This window comes from Marinobacter shengliensis (assembly GCF_003007715.1).
Taxonomy (GTDB): domain Bacteria; phylum Pseudomonadota; class Gammaproteobacteria; order Pseudomonadales; family Oleiphilaceae; genus Marinobacter; species Marinobacter shengliensis.
Window position 1 is genome coordinate 1 of sequence record NZ_PXNO01000022.1, and the last position, 21117, is coordinate 21117.

A 21117-nucleotide genomic window follows, 5' to 3' on the forward strand; every position below is an offset into this window, starting at 1 on the left:
GCAGGTATCGGCGCTCCAAGATCTCTTGAGGCATTCTCTAACCAGATTCCGGTAATTTCTTCTCCGCCTCCAGTGACCACCCCTCGTTCATCGCGAGCAGTCTTCCGGAAAACCAAATACAACGGCTCAATCCCGCTGTCCGCCGGAAAGCTCACGATCAGCTCAACCTGATCCTCAAAGGGCTGCTGGTAGCCGGGTGGCGAATGTTCCTGGCCATCCTCCTGGATGGGTGTCACCAGAATGCTGTAGGGATCAATACCGGAATCCGCCGGGTATTCGGTGCTCACTACCGGGCGGTGGCCGCTGTCATCCGGGTACCACACGAGGGTGAAGTCGTCATCAACCACCACTTCAAAATTCTCGCCCTTGAGCTCTGCGTGAGCAACCGGAACCCGGTCTTTGTATCCGGTGCTGTCGTTGACGTGATAGCCGGCCACCCGGAGGTTTCCGGTGGCATCCACGTGCAGATGAAAACGCACCCGAATGGCCGCCTCAGCCATCTCAAGCAGTTCTTCCTCGGTGTACAGGGTGCTGTCGCCCAATTTGGATGGCCAGAGTGCCAACAGCACTGCACTGCCGGCGGTGCTGAGTACTCCGGCACCAATGCGCGCGGCCATGGCCCAGCCTTTTGCCAGTCTCATTGCCGAACCAGAGATCAGGCCCAGCGGCCGCAAGCCGTTTGCCCCAGGGCTGGTGACCGTGGCGGGGGCAAGCATCGCAAGGGTGCCGAAATTGCTGGCCTTTTCCTCGCCCTCATTACTGTCGGTATCCCCGGAGGGCCGGGTGCAAGACTTGGCGAATACCTTGGGCCCCAGGGGCGGAAGCCCAAAGTTTTCCGAGATCACCACCGGCGGGGGTAGAGGCTCAGGTGGTGGCTCAATCACCGGGGGTTCCGGCGTGTAGTCGAGCTTGGGCGGTGGTGGCAGGCTATCGGAATGAGCGTAGGCGGTGCCTCTGGAAGGAAACGCTTGCCGGTCACCGAAGCGTTTTTCGAAGGCCGTGACGGCATTCTCTGCAATGGCTGCAGAGGTGCTTTCCGTGGGAACAATGCGCCCGGATACCAGCCTGAAAACGGGAGCCGCCGGGATCTCTTTGAGCAACACCAACTCGCCACTGGCAAGCTGGTCTCTTAATCGGGCAGGGGTAGAACTGGAACTCGAAAGGTAGCTGGCCAATTCCCTATCGGAGTATTGGTCCCAACCACCCTCAATCATCAACGCTTCATGAAGCGCAAGCGAGTGCGGGTCTGCTATTTTGGTCACGTCCGTGTATCCACAAGGTGTTAATCGGCACAATCCATGCCTGTAGTGTTGGCAAATGTACCGGAATTGCCGAGCGAGTCCAAGCCTACATTCAGAACACTTGTGGTACTAAGTCGTAAGCCGGCCCTCGCTAATCAGAAGCATTGCATTCATGGCCATCCCTGGCCGATCAAATCACCTTGCGAGCAAACCAGTCTCCACCAACCGCTCACGTATCCGGTCCAGGGCTTCCGGATTGCCAAGGGCATCCCGGTTGTCCGCCTTGTTCGAGCCATTGATCAGCCGGGCCACCGCGAGTTCCACTTTTTTGCCACTGCGGGTGTAGGGAATGTCGGGCACTTCCACGATGTGTTTGGGTACGTGCCGGGGGCTGGCGCCTTCGCGGATTCGGGTTTTCAGGGTTTTGATCAGGTCGTCGGTGACAGTCTGGCCGTCGGCCGGGACTACGAACAGGACCACTTCCACGTCGCCGTCGATCTGGCGGCCGACCACGAGGCTGTCTTTCACCTCGCTGATGGTTTCCACCTGGCGGTAGATTTCGGCGGTGCCGATTCTTACGCCGCCGGGGTTGAGGGTGGCGTCGGAGCGGCCGTAGATGATGGCGCCGCCGTGTTCGGTGAATTCGATGAAGTCGCCGTGGGCCCAGACGCCGGGGAAGGTGTTGAAGTAGGCGTCTTTGTAGCGTTCGCCGTCCGGGTCCTGCCAAAAGCTGACGGGCATGGAGGGCAGCGGTTGGCGGCAAACGAGTTCGCCCCGGCCTTCGCTGACCGGCTGGCCGTCATCGCCGTAGGCGACGGCGTCCACGCCCAGGAAGCGGCACTGGATTTCGCCTCTTCGTACCGGCAGCAGTGGCGTTGATCCCACAAAGCAGCCGCAGATGTCGGTGCCGCCGGCGATGGAGCCGAGTAATACGTTGGGAGCGCCATCACTGTAGACCCAGTCGTAGTCTTCCGGCAGCAGTGGGGAACCGGTGGAGAACACCACGCGCAGGTGGCTCTGGTCCAGGGTTTTGGCCGGTTGCAGTTCGGCTTTGCGGCAGCCGGCAATGAAACGGGCGCTGGTGCCGTAGTGGGTCACCCGCTCTTTGGCCACGGTTTCCCACAGGAAACTCAGGCTCGGGTACCCCGGGGAACCGTCGACGGTAATGACGGCGGCGCCGGTCATCAGGGCGGAGGCCTGCCAGTTCCACATCATCCAGCCGCAGGTGGTGAAGTAGAGGAAGCGGTCGTCCGGACCCACGTCGCCGTGCAGCATAAGCTCTTTGGCGTGGTTGACCAACAGGCCGGCGGTGCCGTGAACGATGCACTTGGGTTTGCCGGTGGTGCCGGAGGAATAGAGGATGTAAACCGGGTGGTCCGGGTCCACTGGGGTGAATGAGGGGGCCTGGCCTTCGCCCGCCTTCAGGGCGTCGTCCCAGGTGGTGACCATCCCCCCTGGAATCGGGGCTTCGTCTGGCAGTTGCGCAACGCTGACCACCACTTTCAGGGACGGCAGGCCAGCGATCAATTCGGCAAAGTCATCCTGGCGGGCAAACACCTTTCCGCCATAACCGTAGCCATTCACCACGATCAACGCTGAGGGTTCGATCTGGCCGAAGCGGTCGTTGATGGCGCCGATACCGAAGTCCGGGGAGGCGGAGCTCCAGATGGCACCGAGACTGGTCGCTGCAAGCATGCCGACCAAGGCTTCGTAGCCGTTGGTGACCACGCCGGCCACTCGGTCACCTTTCTGGATACCTTTGCTGCGCAGGAAGGCTTCGAGGGCGCCGGCGTCGGCTTTCAGTTCAGCGTAGGTCTTGCGCATTACCGGGCGGGTTTCGCAGTAGGCCACCACGGCTTCTTTATCAGCATGATCGCCGTCCGCCAGCCGCAGCAGGTTGGCGGCAAAATTCAGCTTCATGCCGGGGAACCATTCAGCGCCGGGCATCTCACGGCGGCCCAACACCCGCTTGCCGGGGGTGTCGCAGACCAGGCCACAATAATCCCAGATCTTCTGCCAGAAGGTATCCAGCTCGGTGATCGACCACTGGTGCAGGGCGTGGTAATCGGCAAACGGGCCAAAGCCCTGTTGCTCAAGCCAGGCCTGAAACTGGCCCATTCGGGAACCGGTGAGGGTTTCCTGGCTCGGGGTCCAGACAACCGGTGATTGTTCTGTGTTGCTCATCCGTCTCTCCAGAAAATTACTGCATATGCCAGCCGTGGCTGACCACGATCGACTGGCCAGTGAGGGCGGCGGACGGGAAGGCCGCCAGGTGCACCGCCAGCTCTGATACGTCTTCGAGGGTGGTGAACTTGCCGTCCACCGTGTTCTTGAGCATCACCTTGCTGATCACTTCTTCCTCGGAAATGCCCAGCTCTTTGGCCTGCTCTGGGATCTGCTTGTCCACCAGCGGGGTGCGTACAAAGCCGGGGCAGATGATGTTGCTACGTACCCCATGCTCGGCACCCTCTTTCGCCACCGCCCGGCACAGGCCCAGCATGCCGTGCTTGGCGGCTACATAGGGCGCTTTCAGCGGCGAGGCTTCCACCGAGTGTACCGAGCCCATATACAGCATAGTACCCCCACCTTGGGTGTACATCTGGCGCAGGGCGGCACGGGTCACCAGGAAGGCGCCGTCCAGGTGCACGTTCATCACCTTGCTCCAGTCGGCAAAGGCCAGTTTATGCACCGGGTCAATGTGTTGGATGCCTGCGTTGGCCAGGGCCACATCGAGCCGGCCCCATTGCTCAATGATAGTAGCAACCCCCTGGTCCACCGCCTGCTCATCGGTGACATCCATGGCCAGGGCCATGGCCGTGCCGCCCGCCTGCTCGATGGCCGCGACAGTGTCGGCGGCACTTTCCAGTGTCAGGTCCGCGACCGCCACCCGGGCGCCTTCGCGGGCGTAATGCTCAGCAATGGCCCGGCCAATGCCCCGGCCAGCGCCGGTGATGAGTGCAACTTGGTTGTGAAGACGCATCACACTGTCTCCTTGTTGATGATCGGTTTGTTATTGGTCTTGTACAGGGCGGTCATATCAACGACCTCCGTAGACTTCGTTGGGCAGCCAGGTGGCCAGGGGTTCGAACCAGAAAACCAACGCCAGTCCGAGCACCTGCAGGGCAATAAACGGCAGCACACCCAGGTAGATATGGCGTGTGGTGATCCCCGGTGGGCAAACACCCTTGATGTAAAACAGGGAGAAACCAACCGGCGGGGTCAGGAACGAGGTCTGCAGACAGATGGCGAACATCACCGCAAACCACACCGGCTCCACGCCGAGGGAGAACACCACAGGGGCCACCAAGGGCAGGATGATCAGGGTGATTTCCACCCAGTCCAGGAAGAAGCCCAGCAGGAAGGTGATGAACAGCACGGTGATCAGGATGCCAGTGGTGCCGAACGGCAAACCGGTAATGGCATCGCGGATCACATCATCACCGCCCAGGCCGCGAAGGACGGCGGCAAATACCGTGGCGCCGATAAAGATGCCGAAGATAAAGGCCGTGGTGCGGCTGGTCTGGTACAGGGATTCCCGCAGTACCTTGACGTTAAGACGCCGGCTCAAAAGAGCCATCAGCAGGGCACCGAACGCCCCCACGGCCGAGGCTTCGGTGGTGGTGGCAATGCCAAAGAAAATGGAACCCAGCACCGCAATGATCAGCGCCATCGGCGGCACCACCGCCAGGAATACATCCAGAAGCGCCCTGAGATCCAGCGGCTCCCGGTTTTTCGGCGCCGGGGCCAGGTCCTTTTTGATGAAGGAGGCAATCAGGATGTACAGGATATACATGGCGCCGAGCATCAGGCCCGGAATCAGCGCTCCCATGAACAGCTTACCGACAGACGCATCGGACGTGCCCAAACGATCCGCCATCAACACCAGCATGATGCTGGGGGGCACCAGAATACCCAGGGTGCCCACGGAACACGCAGTACCCACCGCCAGGGATTTGTTGTACTGGGCCTGCATCATCGGCCCCAGGGACAACATGCCCAACAACACCACCGAAGCCCCGACAATACCGGTAGAAGCCGCCAGCAGCACACCGACAATCACCACGGTAATGGCATAGCCACCGCGCAGCGGGCCGAGTACCCGCACCAGGCTGTGCATCAGCCTCTCGGCAATGCCGGAGCGGTCGAGCATGATGCCCATGAAGATAAACAACGGTAGCGCCACCATCAGTTCATTGGCCACCACCCCATACAATCGGGCATCCAGGACGCCGATGGTGCCGTTCCAGGTGAACCAGAGGTCGGCATCAAAATGTTCAATCAGAAAGTTCGCCAGTACGGCAAACACCAGGCCTATGCCCGCCAATGACCAGGCCACTGGAAAACCCAGCAGCAACAGCACCATGAAGGCGGCGAACATGGCAATAACCAGAAGTGTTTCCAAGCCCATGATTCTTGTGCCTCGTTACGGATGCGGGTGTTCGCCGTTGCCATCACCTTCGGGCGTGGCAATCTCGCGGGGAAATCGGAACAGCAGCGTGCAGCAACGCAGGGCCCGGGAAGCCAGGGCAATACCCACCAGGGTCATGCCGATGGGCAGCACGCTCTTGAAGATGAAGCGATAGGGCAGGCCGCTGGGGGCCTGGGAACGCTCGTTGTACACATAAGAGCTGTAGGCGTAGGGAATCAGCGTTTCCACCATCAGGTAGACGATGGGCAGCGCCAGTAACAAGATGGCCGCCAGCTCTATTCTCGCCTGCCATTTCAGGGAAAACCGTTCCCGCAACACGTCCACCCGAACGTGATCGTCTTTCACCACCGCAAAGCCCAGCGTGAGCATCATGGCGGCACCGAAGAAGTGCCAGGACAATTCCTCAAGCCAGATCGATCCGGCATTGAGAATGAAACGGCTGAACACGTTGGCCAGCACCACCACCAGCACGGCAATCCATAGCCAGGAACTGAGCTTGCCAACGCCAGCCACAAACCGGTCCAGCCACCAGGACAACCGGTTGTAGGGCAGGCCAGACCCCGCCTGAGCAGGCACGGGCGCCTTGGGGGATTCGTGCTCGTGAGTCACAATCACCTCGACATAATCAGGGAAAATTCGGGGTGGATGCCGGCAACGCCGGCATCCACAGGTTCAGGACTCGGTATCAGTCGTACTGATAGAAGTCCCGGGGCAGGTAGCCCTTGGAGTGCCAGATAGAGTGGTGTTCCATAAACTCACGCTGGCTGGTCAGAACGCGACGGAACATTTCGTCTCCGGCTGCGATCTCGTCCAGTACTTCGTTGGTGACTTTCTGCAGCTCACGCAGTACCGGCTCCGGCAGAGTCTGGGCGTTTACGCCTTCCTTCTCGTAATCCCGCAGGGCGGTGGGCTGGGCCCATTCACTTTCGGCGAAGCCTTTCAGGGTTGCCGATTCGCAGCCCATTTCGATCACGGCGCGGGTTTCAGGCTTGAGCTTGTTCCAGACGTCCTTGTTCACCAGCAGGTGAGAAGTGGTCAGAGTCTGGTGCCAACCCGGCATGATGTAGTTCTTGATGATCTGGTCCAGGCCCAGCATCTTGTCGATGGCTGGCTGGGAGAACTCGGTGGCATCGATGGTCTTGCGCTCCAGGGCCTGATACAGCTCACCGCCCGGAATCATGGTGACTGATGCACCCAGCTTTTCCAGTACCTTGCCACCGATGCCGGCAAAGCGGATTCTCAGGCCGTCGATGTCATCCAGGCTTTCGATCGGCTTGGCGAACCAACCGGCACCCTCGGGGCCAATGATCGAACAGAGCATGGGGTGGATGTTGCGTTTAGCGTAGATTTCTTCAAGTAACTCGCGGCCCTCACCCTGGTAATACCAGGCCAGGTAGGCAGGGGGTTCCATGTTGAAGGGGGCGCCAGAGTACAACGGCAACGCGGGAATAGTACCCTGATCGTAACCCACCCAGGTGTAACCGGCGGGGTACTTGCCTGTGCTGACGGATTCCATGATTTCAAACGGGGGTACCAGCTCGCCCGGCTCATAGTAACGAAGCTGGATATTGCCGCCAGAAACCGCTTTCAGGTTCTCAGTCAGGTGTTTGACCGGGGTAGTCAGGCCAATCAGATGCGACGGGAATGCCAGGGGCACCTGCCAACGGACTCGTTCCGATGCCAGGGCATCGCTGCTGATCAGGCTGCCGGAAATCACAGCCGCAGCGGTAATACCATAGGTAAGACGCGAGAGCTTTTGCTTGATCGACATGAAATGGATCCTTCTTGTTGTTGTCATCCACCTTTCGGTCTTGGTGCCGAAAGGCTGGTCTGAGTTGAATCAGACAACGCACGAAACCGCGACTGACCGGTTCGGGTCCAACGAATGTGCGCCAGTGTTGTTTTCGAGCGTTGTTCTGACGTCCTGCATTCAGGCTGTAGCAGACACCGTGCCATCCAAACAAAGTCTTTATTTATCAATTAATTATGATTTTTCCCCATATTCCAGAAACATCGGAGCGTCTGGCTGACCGGACACTTCAAGACCTTGGTCGGAGTGAAGTGTCCTAAAAACAGGACATATGTCTTGGATTCAGGACAGCTTCGCCAGTTTTTCATAGAAAACCGACCGGGAAATGCCCAGCAGACGGGCGGCCTTGGTACGGTTACCCCGGCAGGCCAGCAGCGCCTGCTCGATGGCCTGGGCCTCCGCCTCGGCCAGGGTCTGGGCGAGCGGCCGCACCGGCCTGGGCGCCATGGCCGGCACAGTGCGCTGGCTCGCCCTCGGCAATACCTTGAAGATGGCATCGGCATCCAGCAGGTCGCCATCCTCACTCATGGTCAACGCCCGCTCCAGCACGTTGCGCAATTCCCGGATATTGCCCGGCCAGTCATAGCTGCCAAGAGCCGCCACCCCGGCATCGGTAATTTCCCCCCGCAGCCCCTGACCGTCGCAGATTTCACCCAGCAGCGCCTCGCACAGCACCCCGAGATCCGCCAAGCGGTCCCGCAGCGGCGGTATGTTGATTTCCAGCACGTTCAGGCGGTAATAGAGGTCTGACCGAAAACTGCCCTCAGCAATCATCGATTCCAGATTCCGGCTGGTTGCCGCGATGACCCGAACATCCACATTGGCCACCTTGTTTGAACCCAGGGGTTCGATTTCCCCCTCCTGGAGGGCCCGCAGCAGTTTCGCCTGCAACGGCAGCGGCATGTCGCCCACTTCGTCCAGGAACAGGGTGCCCCCGTTGGCCAGTTGAAACTTGCCATCACGGGTACGCCGGTCAGCTCCGGTATAGGCACCCGGCGCCACACCAAAAAACTCCGCTTCCAGCAGATTTTCCGGAATGGCCGCCACGTTCACCCCAACGAAGGGTTTGTCGGCCCGGGGCGATACCGCGTGGATCGCCTGGGCCAGAACCTCCTTGCCGGTACCGGTTTCTCCCAGCAGCAGCACTGGCATGTCCCGGCCAGCGGCCAGACGGGCACGCCGTTTGACTTCCAGGGCAGCGGGACTGCCACCAACAAAGTCCCCAAGGCTGTAACGGGTGCCCCGGGCCTTCTTCGCCAGCGCCTTGCGGGCGGCGGCGAGATCACGGTGCAGGCGACGGTATTTTGATACCAGCGGCGTCAGCGGTTGCAGGTCATCATAAAGGACGAAGGCAACCGCCCCCTCGATTTCACCCTGCTGGTCGTAATAGGGCAGCCGGGTAACCACCAACTGCTGCTGGTTGTGTTCCATGATGTCCAACAGCAGGGGTTTGCCGGTTTCCACCACCTCCGGCATTCGGGTTTGGGGTATCACCTGGCGCACCGGTTTGCCGATTGCCTGGGCTGGGTCGCCAAGGCCCAGCAGGTGGGAATAGCTGCTGTTAATCCAGGTAATCCGGGTATGCCGGTCCACGGCAATGGCACCGGCACTGGCTTCCTCAAACATGGGAAACAGCGCTTCTATCAGGTCTCTTGTCAGACCACTCTTGTTTTTATCGGTAAACAGCTCGGTCATGTACCGCGTACTCACGGGCCGGAATTGGTTCATGGGGCAACCCTGGGCGTCCGGATTTCCGGACGCAGTCACGGAAGTATAGAAAGCCCCCGGTCCGGGGGCAAATCGAAATATCCTGTCTTTCAGAAACCGACCAAACTCGCCCTACTCCGGTATTCGAAGCTGGCTTCCGGTATGGATAATCCGGTCGGCGTCCGCCGGTACCGGCAGCACTGGCGGGAGGTTGGCTTCCGTCAGCGGATTCGCCAGGTCGCCCCTCGGAACGGCCCGAACCACCTGGCTTGGCGGTAATGGCTGGCCTTCGGTGAGATGGGCCCACATCAAATCCAGCGCCTGGAAGTAGTAATGGTGAAGGGGGACATAACGATCTCCGACGCCGGGAAATCCGTTGAGCACATCCAGGTGGTGGGCGTTGAGGATTTCGTAATAGCGCAGTCCGCTGCCGCTGCCTTCCACCTGCCGGTTGAGCCCCACATAGGGCCGTGAGGTGTGATTGATGGGCAATATTGCATCGGCGCGCCCGGTCACAAACACCGCAGGTTTACCCCGAAGGTTTCCGGTTGCCCGCACCTCAGCAATACCCGAGGCGGCCGCATCGCTCAGCGCCGCTGCATCACCGGTCAGCTCGGCACCGGTTTCCGGGTGCGTGCCTTGCGCAAGGGCACGCAGGCACAACAGGGCATCCAGGCCGTAGTCCGGCAGGCTGGAGCTGGGAGACACACTGGCGGCAAGGTTGGTGGGCTGCCCTTCCGCCTGATCGTACACAATGTTGACACCGGCTGATGGGGGTATGCCATTACTGGCCGAGAACAGTGCCGCCTCCGCCGCCGGAGCCAGGGGTATGACAGCCCCGCTACCGTCAGTGGCGGCCAGGCTGAGGTCGCAGAGGCGATCTTCCACACCGCTGCGGCTGTAGGCATTGGCGTAGGTCATGGAAATGCTCTGGGCGACGGCCAGTCCGAAATGCAGCGGCGCCAGCAGGTTCTGTTCTGGCTGAATGGCAAATTCCTCATTGAGGATCCGCAGGGCATCGGTTGCCTGGTCATCCACCGTGGCGCCGGACACCAGGCCTTTGTTGGCCAGTGATTGGCAGATGTTCTGGCCAATGGCCGGAGGATTGAATGCACCGTTCAACGGTGCCAGGTCGCGAATGGCCGGGGCCTGATTGGCACACCCCTGATAAACCGCCAGGGCAGTGGTGTAATCCAGCAGGCTGCGGCTGTGTTCGGTGATCTCGGGCCCCTCTCCCTGGCGAATGCTGAAGCTGCGATCCACTACCGGATTGACATTGGGTTCAGACACCGCAACTCCGTCGATCAGCCCCTGCTGATCCTGCTCTGCTGCCTGTATCGAGGCACCGCCGCCATTGGAAACACTGGAGGCAATGACCAGGGTATTGTCCGGCTTAATGGTTTTCAGTCGTTTACCGTTCGGCAGCAGGCGCCCAAACTTTTGGTTCAGTACGTAGAAGCCAAACTCAACGGACTGCAGTACATGCCGGCCCCAGTCCGCCTCCGGATTGGCCCGGGAATGGGCATGCTTCCAGGCGAATCGGTCCGGCCACTGGGCGTTGAAGTCGCCGCGCTGGATGTCGGTCAGCGGTGCCCGAAACAGCACTGGCACATCCTGATCGGTCAGGTCGCCATCGAGGGTCTGGGCCTGATTGTTCGCCAGGTTGTGGGCACCGGTGCCGGTGCCTTTATCGGTGTACACCACGGCACACTGCTTCTTTAACCCCCATTCACCGGCCGTACCGATTGCACCATAGACTCCGCGGGAACCGGACGAAGGAGCGGTTACCATACAGGGCGCATCAACGTTGAAGCTAGCCGGCACCTGCACCATCACGGTCACCGGCACCGGGCTGCCAGGCACAGACATCAGAGCCAGGAATTCCTCACCGGGCACCTGGCCATCACCCGTCACCCCGACGTGTGGCCCGAACAGCTCACCGTAGCCGCCACCCGGGGCAGTATCCACCAACGCCCGGTAGTTGTTGTAAATAGCCAGTCGGCGACGCTCCCGGGCCGTCGGGTTGAGAGGGTCGGCGAACGCCGGAGCGGTGGCAGACGCCAATCCGTCTGCCCCCAGGCCTGCGGTCAGAAGATCGTCGGTAATGCCATCGTAATCGTGCTGAAGAACGTCGCCCTGGATGAAGTCGGGCAACTGATTGAAGGCGGGGTTGCGGTCGTTGCAGGCAGTCAGCAACAACCCGCTGGCCCCGATCAGGGCACAGAGTGTTATGGGTTTCATGATCGTTCCTTGTTTGTTGTTTTTGAAATCACCTCATAAGAGGCGAAAGTGCCCTTGCGGATCCTGTGCCAACAACCCAACCATCTGTTTTTATTGATTTAATTTCAAATAACACAGATTCAACAGGTGAAAGCTTCCGGATTTCCGGACATGCACAGGCTCAAATCACCTTCGATCCCCGGCAGTGCGGCCTTTACAGACGTGTCCGGCTTTTCATACAGCGTCCTGCGATCCGGACACATGCCCCCATCGACATCCATCTTCAGCGGCAGCTCGTATCATCGGGGTAATTGGCAAGCCTTAAGGAGGCAGGGAGTGATCGTTCGTAATGTCAGGTATTTCAGTGCCATCATGGCCATGTCCGCCCTGTTCCTGACAGGTTGCGCCAGCCACCAGCCAACGCCATCACACTCCGTTACCCTGCCGGAAACCGGGTTCACCGTTCATTCCTCACTCCGATATTCACCGGATACCTGGCCAGAGCCGCTGTACGCCGATCTCTACGTGCCTGAGCGCACTGATCCTGCCCCGGTAGTTCTGATGGTTCATGGTGGTGGTTGGGAGCGTCGCTCTCGAAGCGATATGACCTGGGTGGCGGAGTCCCTGGCCAGCCAGGGATTCGCCGTGCTCAACGTGGATTACCGGTTCGCCCCGGACTTCACGTTTCCGGCACAGCTGCACGACCTGCAGATCGCCCGCCACTGGCTGAACCGGAATGCTGGCCGCTATGGCCTGGACACTTCCCGGGTCACTGGCTTCGGCTTCTCCTCGGGCGCTCACCTGGTGGCCCTGCTAGCGACTGTCGCCAGCACAGACAGCGATCTGAACACCCCCCATGGCGGACCGGACACGGCCTTACAGGCAGCGGTGGCCGGCGGGCTTCCAGCGGACTTGCCCGCCTTTGGCTCTGGCCGGCTATTGCGTCAGCTTCTGGGGGCTGAATTGGAAGAACAACCCGATCGTTACCAACGGGCGTCTCCGGTTACCCATGTGAGTGCAGCAACGCCGCCGTTTTTCCTGTTTCACGGCACCATGGATATGTTGGTTCCGTTCAGTCAGGCCGAGCGTTTTGCCGAGGCCCTGGATGCCCAGGGGGTGTATCGCGAGATCTACCGGATGCGCCTGCGGGGCCATGTCACCAGCTTTCTGACCGCCGGCAATGCGGTCGATCAGGCGGCCCGGTTCCTGGCTCGCCAGGGCGCCGGGCCGCAATCAGCCCAGGCGAATGAACGGTAACAGGCTCAACCCGAGAATAACGGCAATGGCGATGAGTGCCGCCAGGAAGGTGACCGGCCGGAGTCGAAACTGATACCAGAGCCCGGTTTCACCACGCTGGCAACGGGCCAGGTAGTCTTCGCGCTGGGCCTGAAGGCGGCGTGCCTGGTAGTCATCCAACAGCGCCCGGGCGCGCTCCGCCTCGTCATCGTCATGCACCCAGAAACCGCCCATGCTGATGCCCCAGCGGCTGGGTGGTGTTTCGTAATAGCGCACCTCATGCTCTTCGAACAGGGCGCGGATATCGTCGGCCTCGTCGTCGGGTACGTTACGCAGGTTCATCAGGTGGTGGGGCATAGGGCGTTCCGGCTGGCTTAACGGGCGTTGTTGGCTATATCCTAGCAGGAAAGCATAACCGACCGAATGCAACAGGATTCTGCATGAGCCACCATCCCCTTCGTCTGCTGCTGGAGTTTGATGACCGCATCCAGCGCGACAGGGAGCAAGCCCCCGCCTTTCTGCACCGCCGGGACCGGCGTTTTGCACTGGACTGCGAACAGCAGGGCATTCGCCCCGACGCAGCGGCCTGGCTGGCACACATGCAGCGACTCAGCGGCCCCGGCAGTGCAAGCCAGGCGAACCACAAGCTCGAGTTGCAGTGGCAACGTATCCAGCGTGGTTTTATCGCAGCCGGGGCACTGTTCGGGTTGATTACCATGGCCGGCCTGCTGTTCTACGATGGCGGCCAGCGCATCAATATCACGGTGTTCGTGGCATTTGTGCTGCTGCAGCTGTTGCTGGCTACCGCAACCACCGTCCAGGCGGTTGCCGGCTGGCAGCCCTGGGGTTGGTTGCAACGGCGGTTGCAGCCGCAACTGCCGGGGCAAACCCTGGCACAATTGCAACCGCTGTTGATGGCCCGCGCCGCCCACGCCGGCGGCACCGCGTTCGCCACCACCGGGCTACTGACCCTGCTGGTGTTGCTTGTTATTCAAGACCTGGCCTTTGGCTGGAGCACCACACTCGACACGGCCGCCGGCGGGTATCACACACTGGTGCAGGCGCTTGCCACCCCCTGGGGCTGGCTGTGGCCGGCGGCTGTGCCGTCCCAGGAACTGGTCGAAGCCACGCGGTTTTTCCGGGCGGCTCCGGATAGCGCCGGCACAGCCCCGGCGCAATGGGGCCAATGGTGGCCATTTGTCGTCATGCTGTGGCTAACCTGGGTGCTGGTGCCCCGTTTGATGCTGCTGGCTTTCAGCCACTGGCTGATCAACCACAAGGCCGTCCGGATTCTGCAGCAGCATCCCGGCATGCAAGCGCTGGCCTGGCGCATGGAAACCCCGACCCTGGACACCGGCAACCAGCACAACGACGCCGACGACCTTCCCGACACCACCACCCGGGCCCGGACCGTCGAACTATCAGACACGGACCATATTGTCTGTTGGGCCGGCGCCGGTGAGCCGGAGTTACCGCAACAACTACTTGGCAACCAGACCCAGATCCTCAAGGCTGGAGGCCGGGCCTCCCTGGAAGAGGATGACCGGGTACTGGCAACCCTGGCGCAGGCCCTGGCGCAGAGCCCGGAACCCAGCGTTATGTTGATCACCCGCAGTTGGGAGCCCCCCACCGGTGAACTGCACGACTTCCTGGACCATGCCCGGGCACAATGGCCAGGGAATACCCGTGTACTGATACTGCCGCTGGCCTCCGACGCCAACCGGGCGCCGGCCGACCACTTGCTCCAGCCCTGGCTGCGCTTTACCGAGCGACTACCGGAGGGCTTTGCCCAGGTCACCGTGCTGCCGTCCGTGCCGGATAACCCCTACCAGACCGGAAACGAACGCCCATGAACCAGCAGCCGGTTTTCGCGGTGGTTGGCCACCCCAACAAAGGCAAGTCCAGTGTGGTGGCCACCCTGTCCCAGAACGACGCCATCGCCATCGCCCTGGAACCGGGCACCACCCGGGCCCGACAGGCCTACCCGCTCAGTGTTGATGGCCAGCAGCTGTACACCCTGGTCGACACCCCCGGCTTCCAGCGACCCCGGCGGGTACTGCAGTGGTTGGAAGCCCACAGCCTGTCGGCCTCCGACCATCCGGAAACCGTCCGGGCGTTCGTGCTCCAGCACCAGGGCGATGATCGCTACGTGGATGAATGCGAATTGCTGACACCCGTTATCGAAGGCGCCGGGATCATTTACGTGGTGGATGGTTCCGTGCCCTACAGTACCGAGCACGAGGCGGAAATGACCATCCTGCGCTGGACTGGCCGGCCAAGCCTGGCCCTGATCAACAGCATAGGTGATGACGACTACAGCGATACCTGGCAGGCCGCACTCGGCCAGTTCTTTCAGGTTGTCCGCAAGTTCGACGCCGTTCGCGCCCCATTCGAGCAGCATCTCAGCCTGCTCAAAGCCTTCGGACAGCTTGAACCGGACTGGGAGCAGACCCTCGCCCGGGCCACCGACCTGCTGGCCCAGCAACGACAACAGCGCCGCCACCAGGCCGCCGGCCTGATCGCGCGAGCCCTGGAAGACATGATGGGCTATCAGGAGAAGCGCACACTCACCCTGGATCAGGTGGCCAGCATCAGTGATGCTTCCCTGGCTGAAACCCTGCGGGACCGCTGGTATCGGCATCAGCGCCAGCGCGAACAGACCCTGCGGGTGAACATTGAACACCTGTACCAGCATCAGCGCATCCAGCGACAGGAGGCAGAGCTGGAATGGGCCAACCAGCACGACCTGTTCTCCGAAGACACCCGGAAACACTGGGCGGTCAGCAGGAAGTATCTGGCCGGGGCTGGCTTTGGTGCGGGTGCGGTCGGGGGTGCCGGCATTGACGCCGCGACCTTCGGCACCTCCCTGGGCACCGGAGCCCTGGTGGGTGGGCTGATCGGTGCCGCCGGCAGCTACTTTTACGGTGACCGGCTGCTGCTCCCGGCCCTGAACATCGGCCCCCTGAAAGATGGTTTGAAAAGCGCTACCTTCGGCCCCGTACAGGACAGCCAGTTCGGCTATGTTGTCCTGGGCAGGGCGGTGGATCACTGGTGGCACATCAGCCACCGAAACCACGCCGGCCGCGACCTTCTGGAGCTGGAACCGGCCGATCAGCACTGGCTGGAACGGCTCGATAAACACAGTCGCCGGGAGATCCAGAAAGCCTTCGACCGTTGTCGCAAACAAAAATCTCTCGGCCACCAGCAACGACAGATTCTGGCAACCGCCATTGAGCATGCCATGATGGTTTACGACGATTGGCGGTTGAATCGGCCTTAACTGGCATGTTTATACTGTACGGCTATTCCATCACACAATGAGGAATGCGAATGAAAATTGTACGAGTGCAAGACATTATCGGTACCGAGCGCGAAGTCACCGGCCCAGGCTGGACCAGCCGCCGCATGCTGCTGAAAAAAGACGGCATGGGTTTCTCGTTCCACGAAACCATTATTCCCGCCGGTGCCGAGCTTAACCTCTGGTACAAGCATCATCTGGAAGCGGTTTACTGCGTTGCCGGTAACGGCAAAATCCTGGATAAGGCCACCGGCGAAACCCACGAGATCACCGATGGCACCCTGTATGCACTCGACAAGCACGACCAGCATACCCTTTACGGTGGCACCGAAGACATGCGCCTGATCTGTGCCTTCAACCCTCCGGTCACCGGCCGCGAAGTACACGACGAAGACGGCGCCTACCTGCCCGACACCAGCGAAGACTGAACCCGCTTGTCGTGACAACCCCCTCGGCAACCACTGCACCGCCATCGCCAGCCAGGCTGCTGCCGGTGGCGGTGCTGCTTTGGCTGGCCGGTGTTTACCTGAGAATTCCGGTACTGGTGGCGCCGCCACTGGCGCCATTTATTTCAGATGAACTAGGCCTTACCCAGGCCCTGACCGGCGCCCTCACCACTTTACCCATCCTGATGCTGGCCATTGGCGCCATGCCTGGCTCCCTGGCCATTTCCCGCATCGGCCCCAGAAACACCCTGGCCATGGCCATGGTGATCATGGTGATCGGCTCCGCAGGTCGCGGCCTGGTGCCGGACACTACCACGCTGATGCTCGCCAGCGCGGTCATGGGGCTCGGCGTCGCCATGATGCAACCGGCATTACCGGCTTTGCTGCCACGCTGGCTGGCGCCCCATCACCTGGCCATCGGCTCTGCCATCTACATGAACGGCATGTTGATGGGCGAATTCATTGGTGCCGGCATCACATTACCGGTGCTCATGCCATTGCTGGATAACAGCTGGCGCGCCACGCTGCTGGCGTGGTCGTTACCGGCACTTCTGGTTGCCGCAGCCCTGTTTCTGCCCAAGCGGGACCTGGCACGGCCGGTGCGCCGCAGCGCCTGGCTGCCAGACTGGAAAAACCCGCTGACCCTGCGTATTGGCCTGCTGTTGGGCTTGTCCGGCTCCATGTTTTTTGGCCTTAACGCCTACATGGGGAACCTGCTGGAACAGCAGGGGCATTTTGAGAAGCTGGCAGACGCGCTTTTCTGGTATAACTTTGCGCAAGTGGTGGCCTCGCTGCTGATGCTCAAGATGGCCCGATTCTGGGTAGGTAAGCGCAGCATGATCATCTTGATGGCGGTGCTCAGTATCGCCGGCACCGGCGGCACCCTTGTCCTTGAGGGGTGGCCAGCCATATTCAGCGCCACCCTGATGAGTTTTGTTGCCGGTATCCTGCTGATTCTGCTGGTTGCGCTGCCACCACTGCTGGTACGCTCGGAGGAAACCGGGAGGTTGTCGGCCGGCACGTTTCTGGTGGGCTATACCCTGGCGTTTTCAGTGCCCATGATCGGCGGCCTGATTGCCGACTGGAGCGGGGATATCCGCCACGCCATCATGGTGATGGTAGGGTATAGCCTGCTGGTGTTACCCATAGCCTTTACCCTGGATCTGCGCCGTCGACCGGCCTGAGTATCATCTGTCAGCCAATAAACATCGTATGGAAGCCGTTAAGCCCCATGCTCAAGCAAGGACTCTGTGTTGAAACTGGCCACCCTGATTAACCAGCTCGCGGATGAAGACACCAGCGCCCTGAAAACACTCAGCCTGGTGGTGGACTGGATTCGCCCGCAACGGAGCGAAACCGTCCACAACGCCGTTGACCGCATGAAGCAATTGGAAGCGGCCCTGACCGAGAACCTGGACGTACACCTGGCAGTTTCTGGCCGGCTGCAGGAATGGCTCGACCAGGCACAGTTTTTCCAGTTGTTGTCTGGCCTGGGGCTCTATTCCCGCCGGGGCTTCCTGAAAGAAATCGGCGAGCGCCTTTACGAGCGAATCAACCCGGCCCCCAAAGACCGCAACAACGTCAAGAACGTGCTGTTTGTGGTGTTCCACCGCAAAGACGATGCCGAATGGATTCACCGCATCCCCGATGAGGCTTTAATCCGCCTGTTGACTACCCTCTGGCACTTTTCGCCCTCGGCCCTGGAACGCACCCGCAATCGCATTTACAGCCAGATGCTCAACGCCCTGGAGATGATGTCCATCTGGGTCGCCGCCGAGGAACTGGAGCCCAACATCCTGCGCTTGAACCCGAAGATCATCGACCGGGAATCCGCCTTCGTGGCCCTTCAGCGGGAAATCGCCGCGCTGGTGCAATCCTGGGGGCATGCCCTGCAGGAAAAGGAATCCGTTGAGCTGGACGATGCCCACGCCCGGGTACTGATTGAACAATGCCGTGAAGAGATTGACCGACTGCAACGCAAATCCGTCACCGCCGGCTCCACCATGGCGCTGACCCACCTGCTGGAGCGGCTGCACCAGACCCTGGACCGGATTGAACACCTGCTGGATATTCTGGACCCGGCAGACCCGGTTAAACGGCTCAATCGCTCCGTGGAACTGTTCAAGACCCTGGTCCAGGCCAGCGCCGAGCGCCACGGCGTCAGAGCCCTGTGGCGCGCCAATCTCAGGCTGATGTCCCGCAGCGTCACCGAGAACGCCAGCGACCACGGCGAGCATTACATCGCCGGCAGCCGAAAAGAATACCTGGCCATGCTGGCCTCAGGCGCCGGCGGCGGGTTTATCATCGCCTTCATGGCACTGATCAAAATCCAGATACTCCAACTGGACCTGACCAAGGGTTGGGAAACCCTCTGGGTCAGCCTGAACTACGGCATCGGCTTCATGATCATCCACATGCTGCACTGCACCGTGGCCACCAAACAGCCCGCCATGACTGCCGCCAGCATCGCCGAAAAAGTCGAGCAGGGCGAGCAGGGCCGCGCCAACGCCCGCAAACTGGCGGAACTGCTGGTCCGGGTTGGCCGCACCCAATTCGTCGCCATCATGGGCAACGTCGCCGTCGCCCTTTCTGTGGCTTTCGCCGTTGGCTCGTTATACAGCCATGTGCAAGGCGTTCCGCTGATCAGTACCGAACGCTACGATTACATGCTCACCGGCATCCACCCCTGGCAAAGCCTGGCCTTGATGTACGCCGCCATCGCCGGTGTCTGGCTGTTCTTCTCAGGCCTGGTGGCCGGCTACTTCGACAACCGCGCAGCCTACCTGAACCTGGCCGAACGCCTGGAACAACACCCCCTGCTGCGCCCCCTGATGCCGCCGGAAACCCGCGCCCGCTTCGGCGCCTACGTGGCTGAACACTACGGCGCCCTGATGAGCAACTTCGTGTTCGGCGTGCTGCTCGGCGTCACCGGCTACATCGGCTACCTCCTGGCCCTGCCCATCGACATCCGCCACGTCGCCTTCTCCTCCGCCGACGTCGGCTACGCCATGACCGTGTTCATCCCCGGCGCCAGCGACTTCGCCCTGTTCACCCTGTTCGCCCTGCTGATCGGCGGCGTCAACCTCATCGTCAGCTTCACCCTGGCCCTGAACGTGGCACTCAGAGCCAGAAACACCCGGATATCCAGCTTCCCGAAACTGATCAAAGCCTGGTTCCAGGTGGTCGCTGAAAACCCCATGGCGCTGATTTACCCGCCAAGAGATCCGCTACCGGAACCAGACGACCTCAAAGAGGCTCAACCCGACAGCCCGCAAACCAAGGCCGAAAACAAAGAACAGCGCCAAAAGGCCCTACAGAAATAAAAAAGGGCCGCCAAAGCGACCCACAAAACAGTGACGAAAATCAGACTCCCCGAACACAGCTAGCAGGCCGTGGGGCGGGGAGGTCTTTTCCGCCGGAAAAAAGATGTCTGAGCGAAGCGAGTTGTTTTTTCCAGAGGAAAAGACCTCCCCGCTCCGCGGCCAGACTCCCAAACTCAGATGTAGTAGTCCTTCAACGGAGGAAAGCCATTAAACTCCACCGCACTGTAAGTGGTGGTATAAGCCCCGGTCGACAACCAGTACATCCGGTCACCAATCGCCAGATTCAAAGGCAACGGATACTTGTGGTGCTCATACATGATATCGGCACTGTCACAGGTCGGCCCCGCAATCACACAGTCCTCGCCCTCGCCGGACTTCTCGGTCCAGATCGGAAACTTGATCGACTCATCCAGCGTCTCAATCAGCCCGGAGAACTTGCCCACATCGGTAAACACCCAGCGGTGCAACGCGGTACGGGACTTCCTGGAAATCAGCACCACCTCACTCACCAGCACACCGGCGTTAGAGATCAGCGACCGCCCCGGCTCAATAATGATTTCCGGCAGATCGTCGCCAAAATCCTCCCGCAGGAAACGGGCAATTTCTTCTGCATACACCGCCAGCTCATTGGTGCGGGTGATGTAGTTGGCCGGAAAACCACCGCCCATGTTGATCATCTTCAGCTCAATGCCGTCTTCTTCCTTCAGGCGCTCAAAAATCACCTTCACCTTGTTCAAGGCCGCATCCCAGGCGCCGATTTCCCGCTGCTGGGAACCCACGTGGAATGACACACCGTAAGGCACCAGGCCCAGATCGCGAGCCAGGATCAGCAGGTCCATGGCCATATCCGTCTGGCAGCCAAACTTGCGGGACAACGGCCAGTCTGCGGTCAGGGTGCCTTCGGTCAGAATGCGCACATACACTTTTGAGCCCGGCGCCGCTTTCGCGATGTTGCGCAGGTCGGCTTCGGAGTCAGTGGCAAACAGGCGCACGCCCTTCTCGTAGAAGGTGCGAATGTCCTTCGCCTTCTTGATGGTGTTGCCATAACTGATGCGATCACCGGTCACGCCCAGGCCCATCACCTTGTCCAGCTCATACACCGATGCGATATCGAAACAGGCACCCTTATCCCGCAGCATGGTCAGAATCTGCGGCGCCGGGTTGGCTTTAACCGCATAGTAAACCTTGGCGTACGGGAACCCTTCCACCAGCTCCTCGTACTGACGGTCAATGGTCTGGGTGTCGATGACCACAAACGGGGTTTCCTTGCCGTCGGCAAAGTCCTTGATCCGCTTGAAGGTCTCGGCGCTGTAATAATCGGCGATGTCAGCGTTGGGGTTCAGATTCATGGGTGGTGTGTCCCTCCACAGGGTAAACGGGCATAAAAAAAGGGTAGCACAGCCTCGC

The 21117-nt window shown here is 60.6% G+C and carries 16 protein-coding genes; 6 read left to right on the forward strand and 10 right to left on the reverse strand.

The features are described 5' to 3' along the window. The 8 genes from C7H10_RS08505 to C7H10_RS08540 all read right to left on the reverse strand — a co-directional run. On the reverse strand, positions 1–1262 hold a 1262-nt coding region (locus C7H10_RS08505; protein WP_146136805.1), incomplete at its 3' end, for an S-type pyocin domain-containing protein. 174 nt (positions 1263–1436) lie between these two features. Beyond that, on the reverse strand, positions 1437–3425 hold the full coding sequence (locus C7H10_RS08510) for an acetoacetate--CoA ligase (RefSeq protein WP_106694537.1): 1989 nt from the start codon (positions 3423–3425) through the stop codon (positions 1437–1439). 16 nt (positions 3426–3441) lie between these two features. Then, positions 3442–4221 (reverse strand): 3-hydroxybutyrate dehydrogenase, encoded by a 780-nt coding sequence (locus C7H10_RS08515; protein ID WP_106694538.1) that lies wholly within the window; start codon positions 4219–4221, stop codon positions 3442–3444. A 57-nt stretch (positions 4222–4278) separates the two neighbouring features. After that, positions 4279–5649: a TRAP transporter large permease gene (locus C7H10_RS08520; RefSeq protein WP_106694539.1), complete on the reverse strand. Its 1371-nt coding sequence runs from the start codon at positions 5647–5649 to the stop codon at positions 4279–4281. Positions 5650–5664: 15 nt separating this feature from the next. Continuing rightward, positions 5665–6279: a TRAP transporter small permease subunit gene (locus tag C7H10_RS08525; RefSeq protein ID WP_208622815.1), complete on the reverse strand. Its 615-nt coding sequence runs from the start codon at positions 6277–6279 to the stop codon at positions 5665–5667. A 76-nt stretch (positions 6280–6355) separates the two neighbouring features. After that, complete coding sequence (locus C7H10_RS08530; protein WP_061331363.1) at positions 6356–7441, reverse strand: TRAP transporter substrate-binding protein; 1086 nt, start codon at positions 7439–7441, stop codon at positions 6356–6358. A 321-nt stretch (positions 7442–7762) separates the two neighbouring features. Next, a complete protein-coding gene (locus tag C7H10_RS08535; RefSeq protein ID WP_106694631.1) occupies positions 7763–9175 on the reverse strand; it encodes a sigma-54 interaction domain-containing protein in 1413 nt (470 codons plus the stop codon). Between the two features lie 144 nt (positions 9176–9319). Further along, positions 9320–11428, reverse strand: a complete 2109-nt coding sequence (locus tag C7H10_RS08540) for a 3-hydroxybutyrate oligomer hydrolase family protein (protein ID WP_106694540.1) — start codon at positions 11426–11428, stop codon at positions 9320–9322. A gap of 315 nt (positions 11429–11743) precedes the next feature. Between C7H10_RS08540 and C7H10_RS08545 the strand changes: the two genes are divergently transcribed. After that, entirely contained in the window at positions 11744–12664 is a 921-nt protein-coding gene (locus tag C7H10_RS08545) for an alpha/beta hydrolase (protein WP_244178229.1), read from the forward strand. On the opposite strand, the gene C7H10_RS08550 is transcribed toward C7H10_RS08545, so the two are convergent. Beyond that, positions 12641–13000: a DUF6164 family protein gene (locus C7H10_RS08550; protein WP_106694541.1), complete on the reverse strand. Its 360-nt coding sequence runs from the start codon at positions 12998–13000 to the stop codon at positions 12641–12643. The genes C7H10_RS08545 and C7H10_RS08550 overlap by 24 nt on opposite strands. Before the next feature lie 83 nt (positions 13001–13083). Between C7H10_RS08550 and C7H10_RS08555 the strand changes: the two genes are divergently transcribed. The 5 genes from C7H10_RS08555 to C7H10_RS08575 all read left to right on the forward strand — a co-directional run bounded on the left by C7H10_RS08555 (position 13084) and on the right by C7H10_RS08575 (position 19710). Continuing rightward, positions 13084–14496 (forward strand): DUF2868 domain-containing protein, encoded by a 1413-nt coding sequence (locus C7H10_RS08555; protein ID WP_106694542.1) that lies wholly within the window; start codon positions 13084–13086, stop codon positions 14494–14496. Next, positions 14493–15923 carry a GTPase/DUF3482 domain-containing protein gene (locus tag C7H10_RS08560; protein WP_106694543.1) on the forward strand — a complete coding sequence of 477 codons (1431 nt, stop codon included), beginning with the start codon at positions 14493–14495 and terminating at the stop codon, positions 15921–15923. Before C7H10_RS08555 ends, C7H10_RS08560 begins: the two co-directional genes overlap by 4 nt. A 50-nt stretch (positions 15924–15973) precedes the next feature. Beyond that, positions 15974–16369, forward strand: a complete 396-nt coding sequence (locus tag C7H10_RS08565; protein WP_008176749.1) for an ectoine synthase — start codon at positions 15974–15976, stop codon at positions 16367–16369. An 11-nt stretch (positions 16370–16380) separates the two neighbouring features. Beyond that, a complete protein-coding gene (locus tag C7H10_RS08570; RefSeq protein WP_106694544.1) occupies positions 16381–17571 on the forward strand; it encodes an MFS transporter in 1191 nt (396 codons plus the stop codon). Between the two features lie 69 nt (positions 17572–17640). Next, positions 17641–19710: a site-specific recombinase gene (locus C7H10_RS08575; protein ID WP_106694545.1), complete on the forward strand. Its 2070-nt coding sequence runs from the start codon at positions 17641–17643 to the stop codon at positions 19708–19710. Between the two features lie 173 nt (positions 19711–19883). On the opposite strand, the gene C7H10_RS08580 is transcribed toward C7H10_RS08575, so the two are convergent. Further along, positions 19884–21059: a type III PLP-dependent enzyme gene (locus tag C7H10_RS08580; protein WP_106694546.1), complete on the reverse strand. Its 1176-nt coding sequence runs from the start codon at positions 21057–21059 to the stop codon at positions 19884–19886. Positions 21060–21117: the final 58 nt, after the last annotated feature.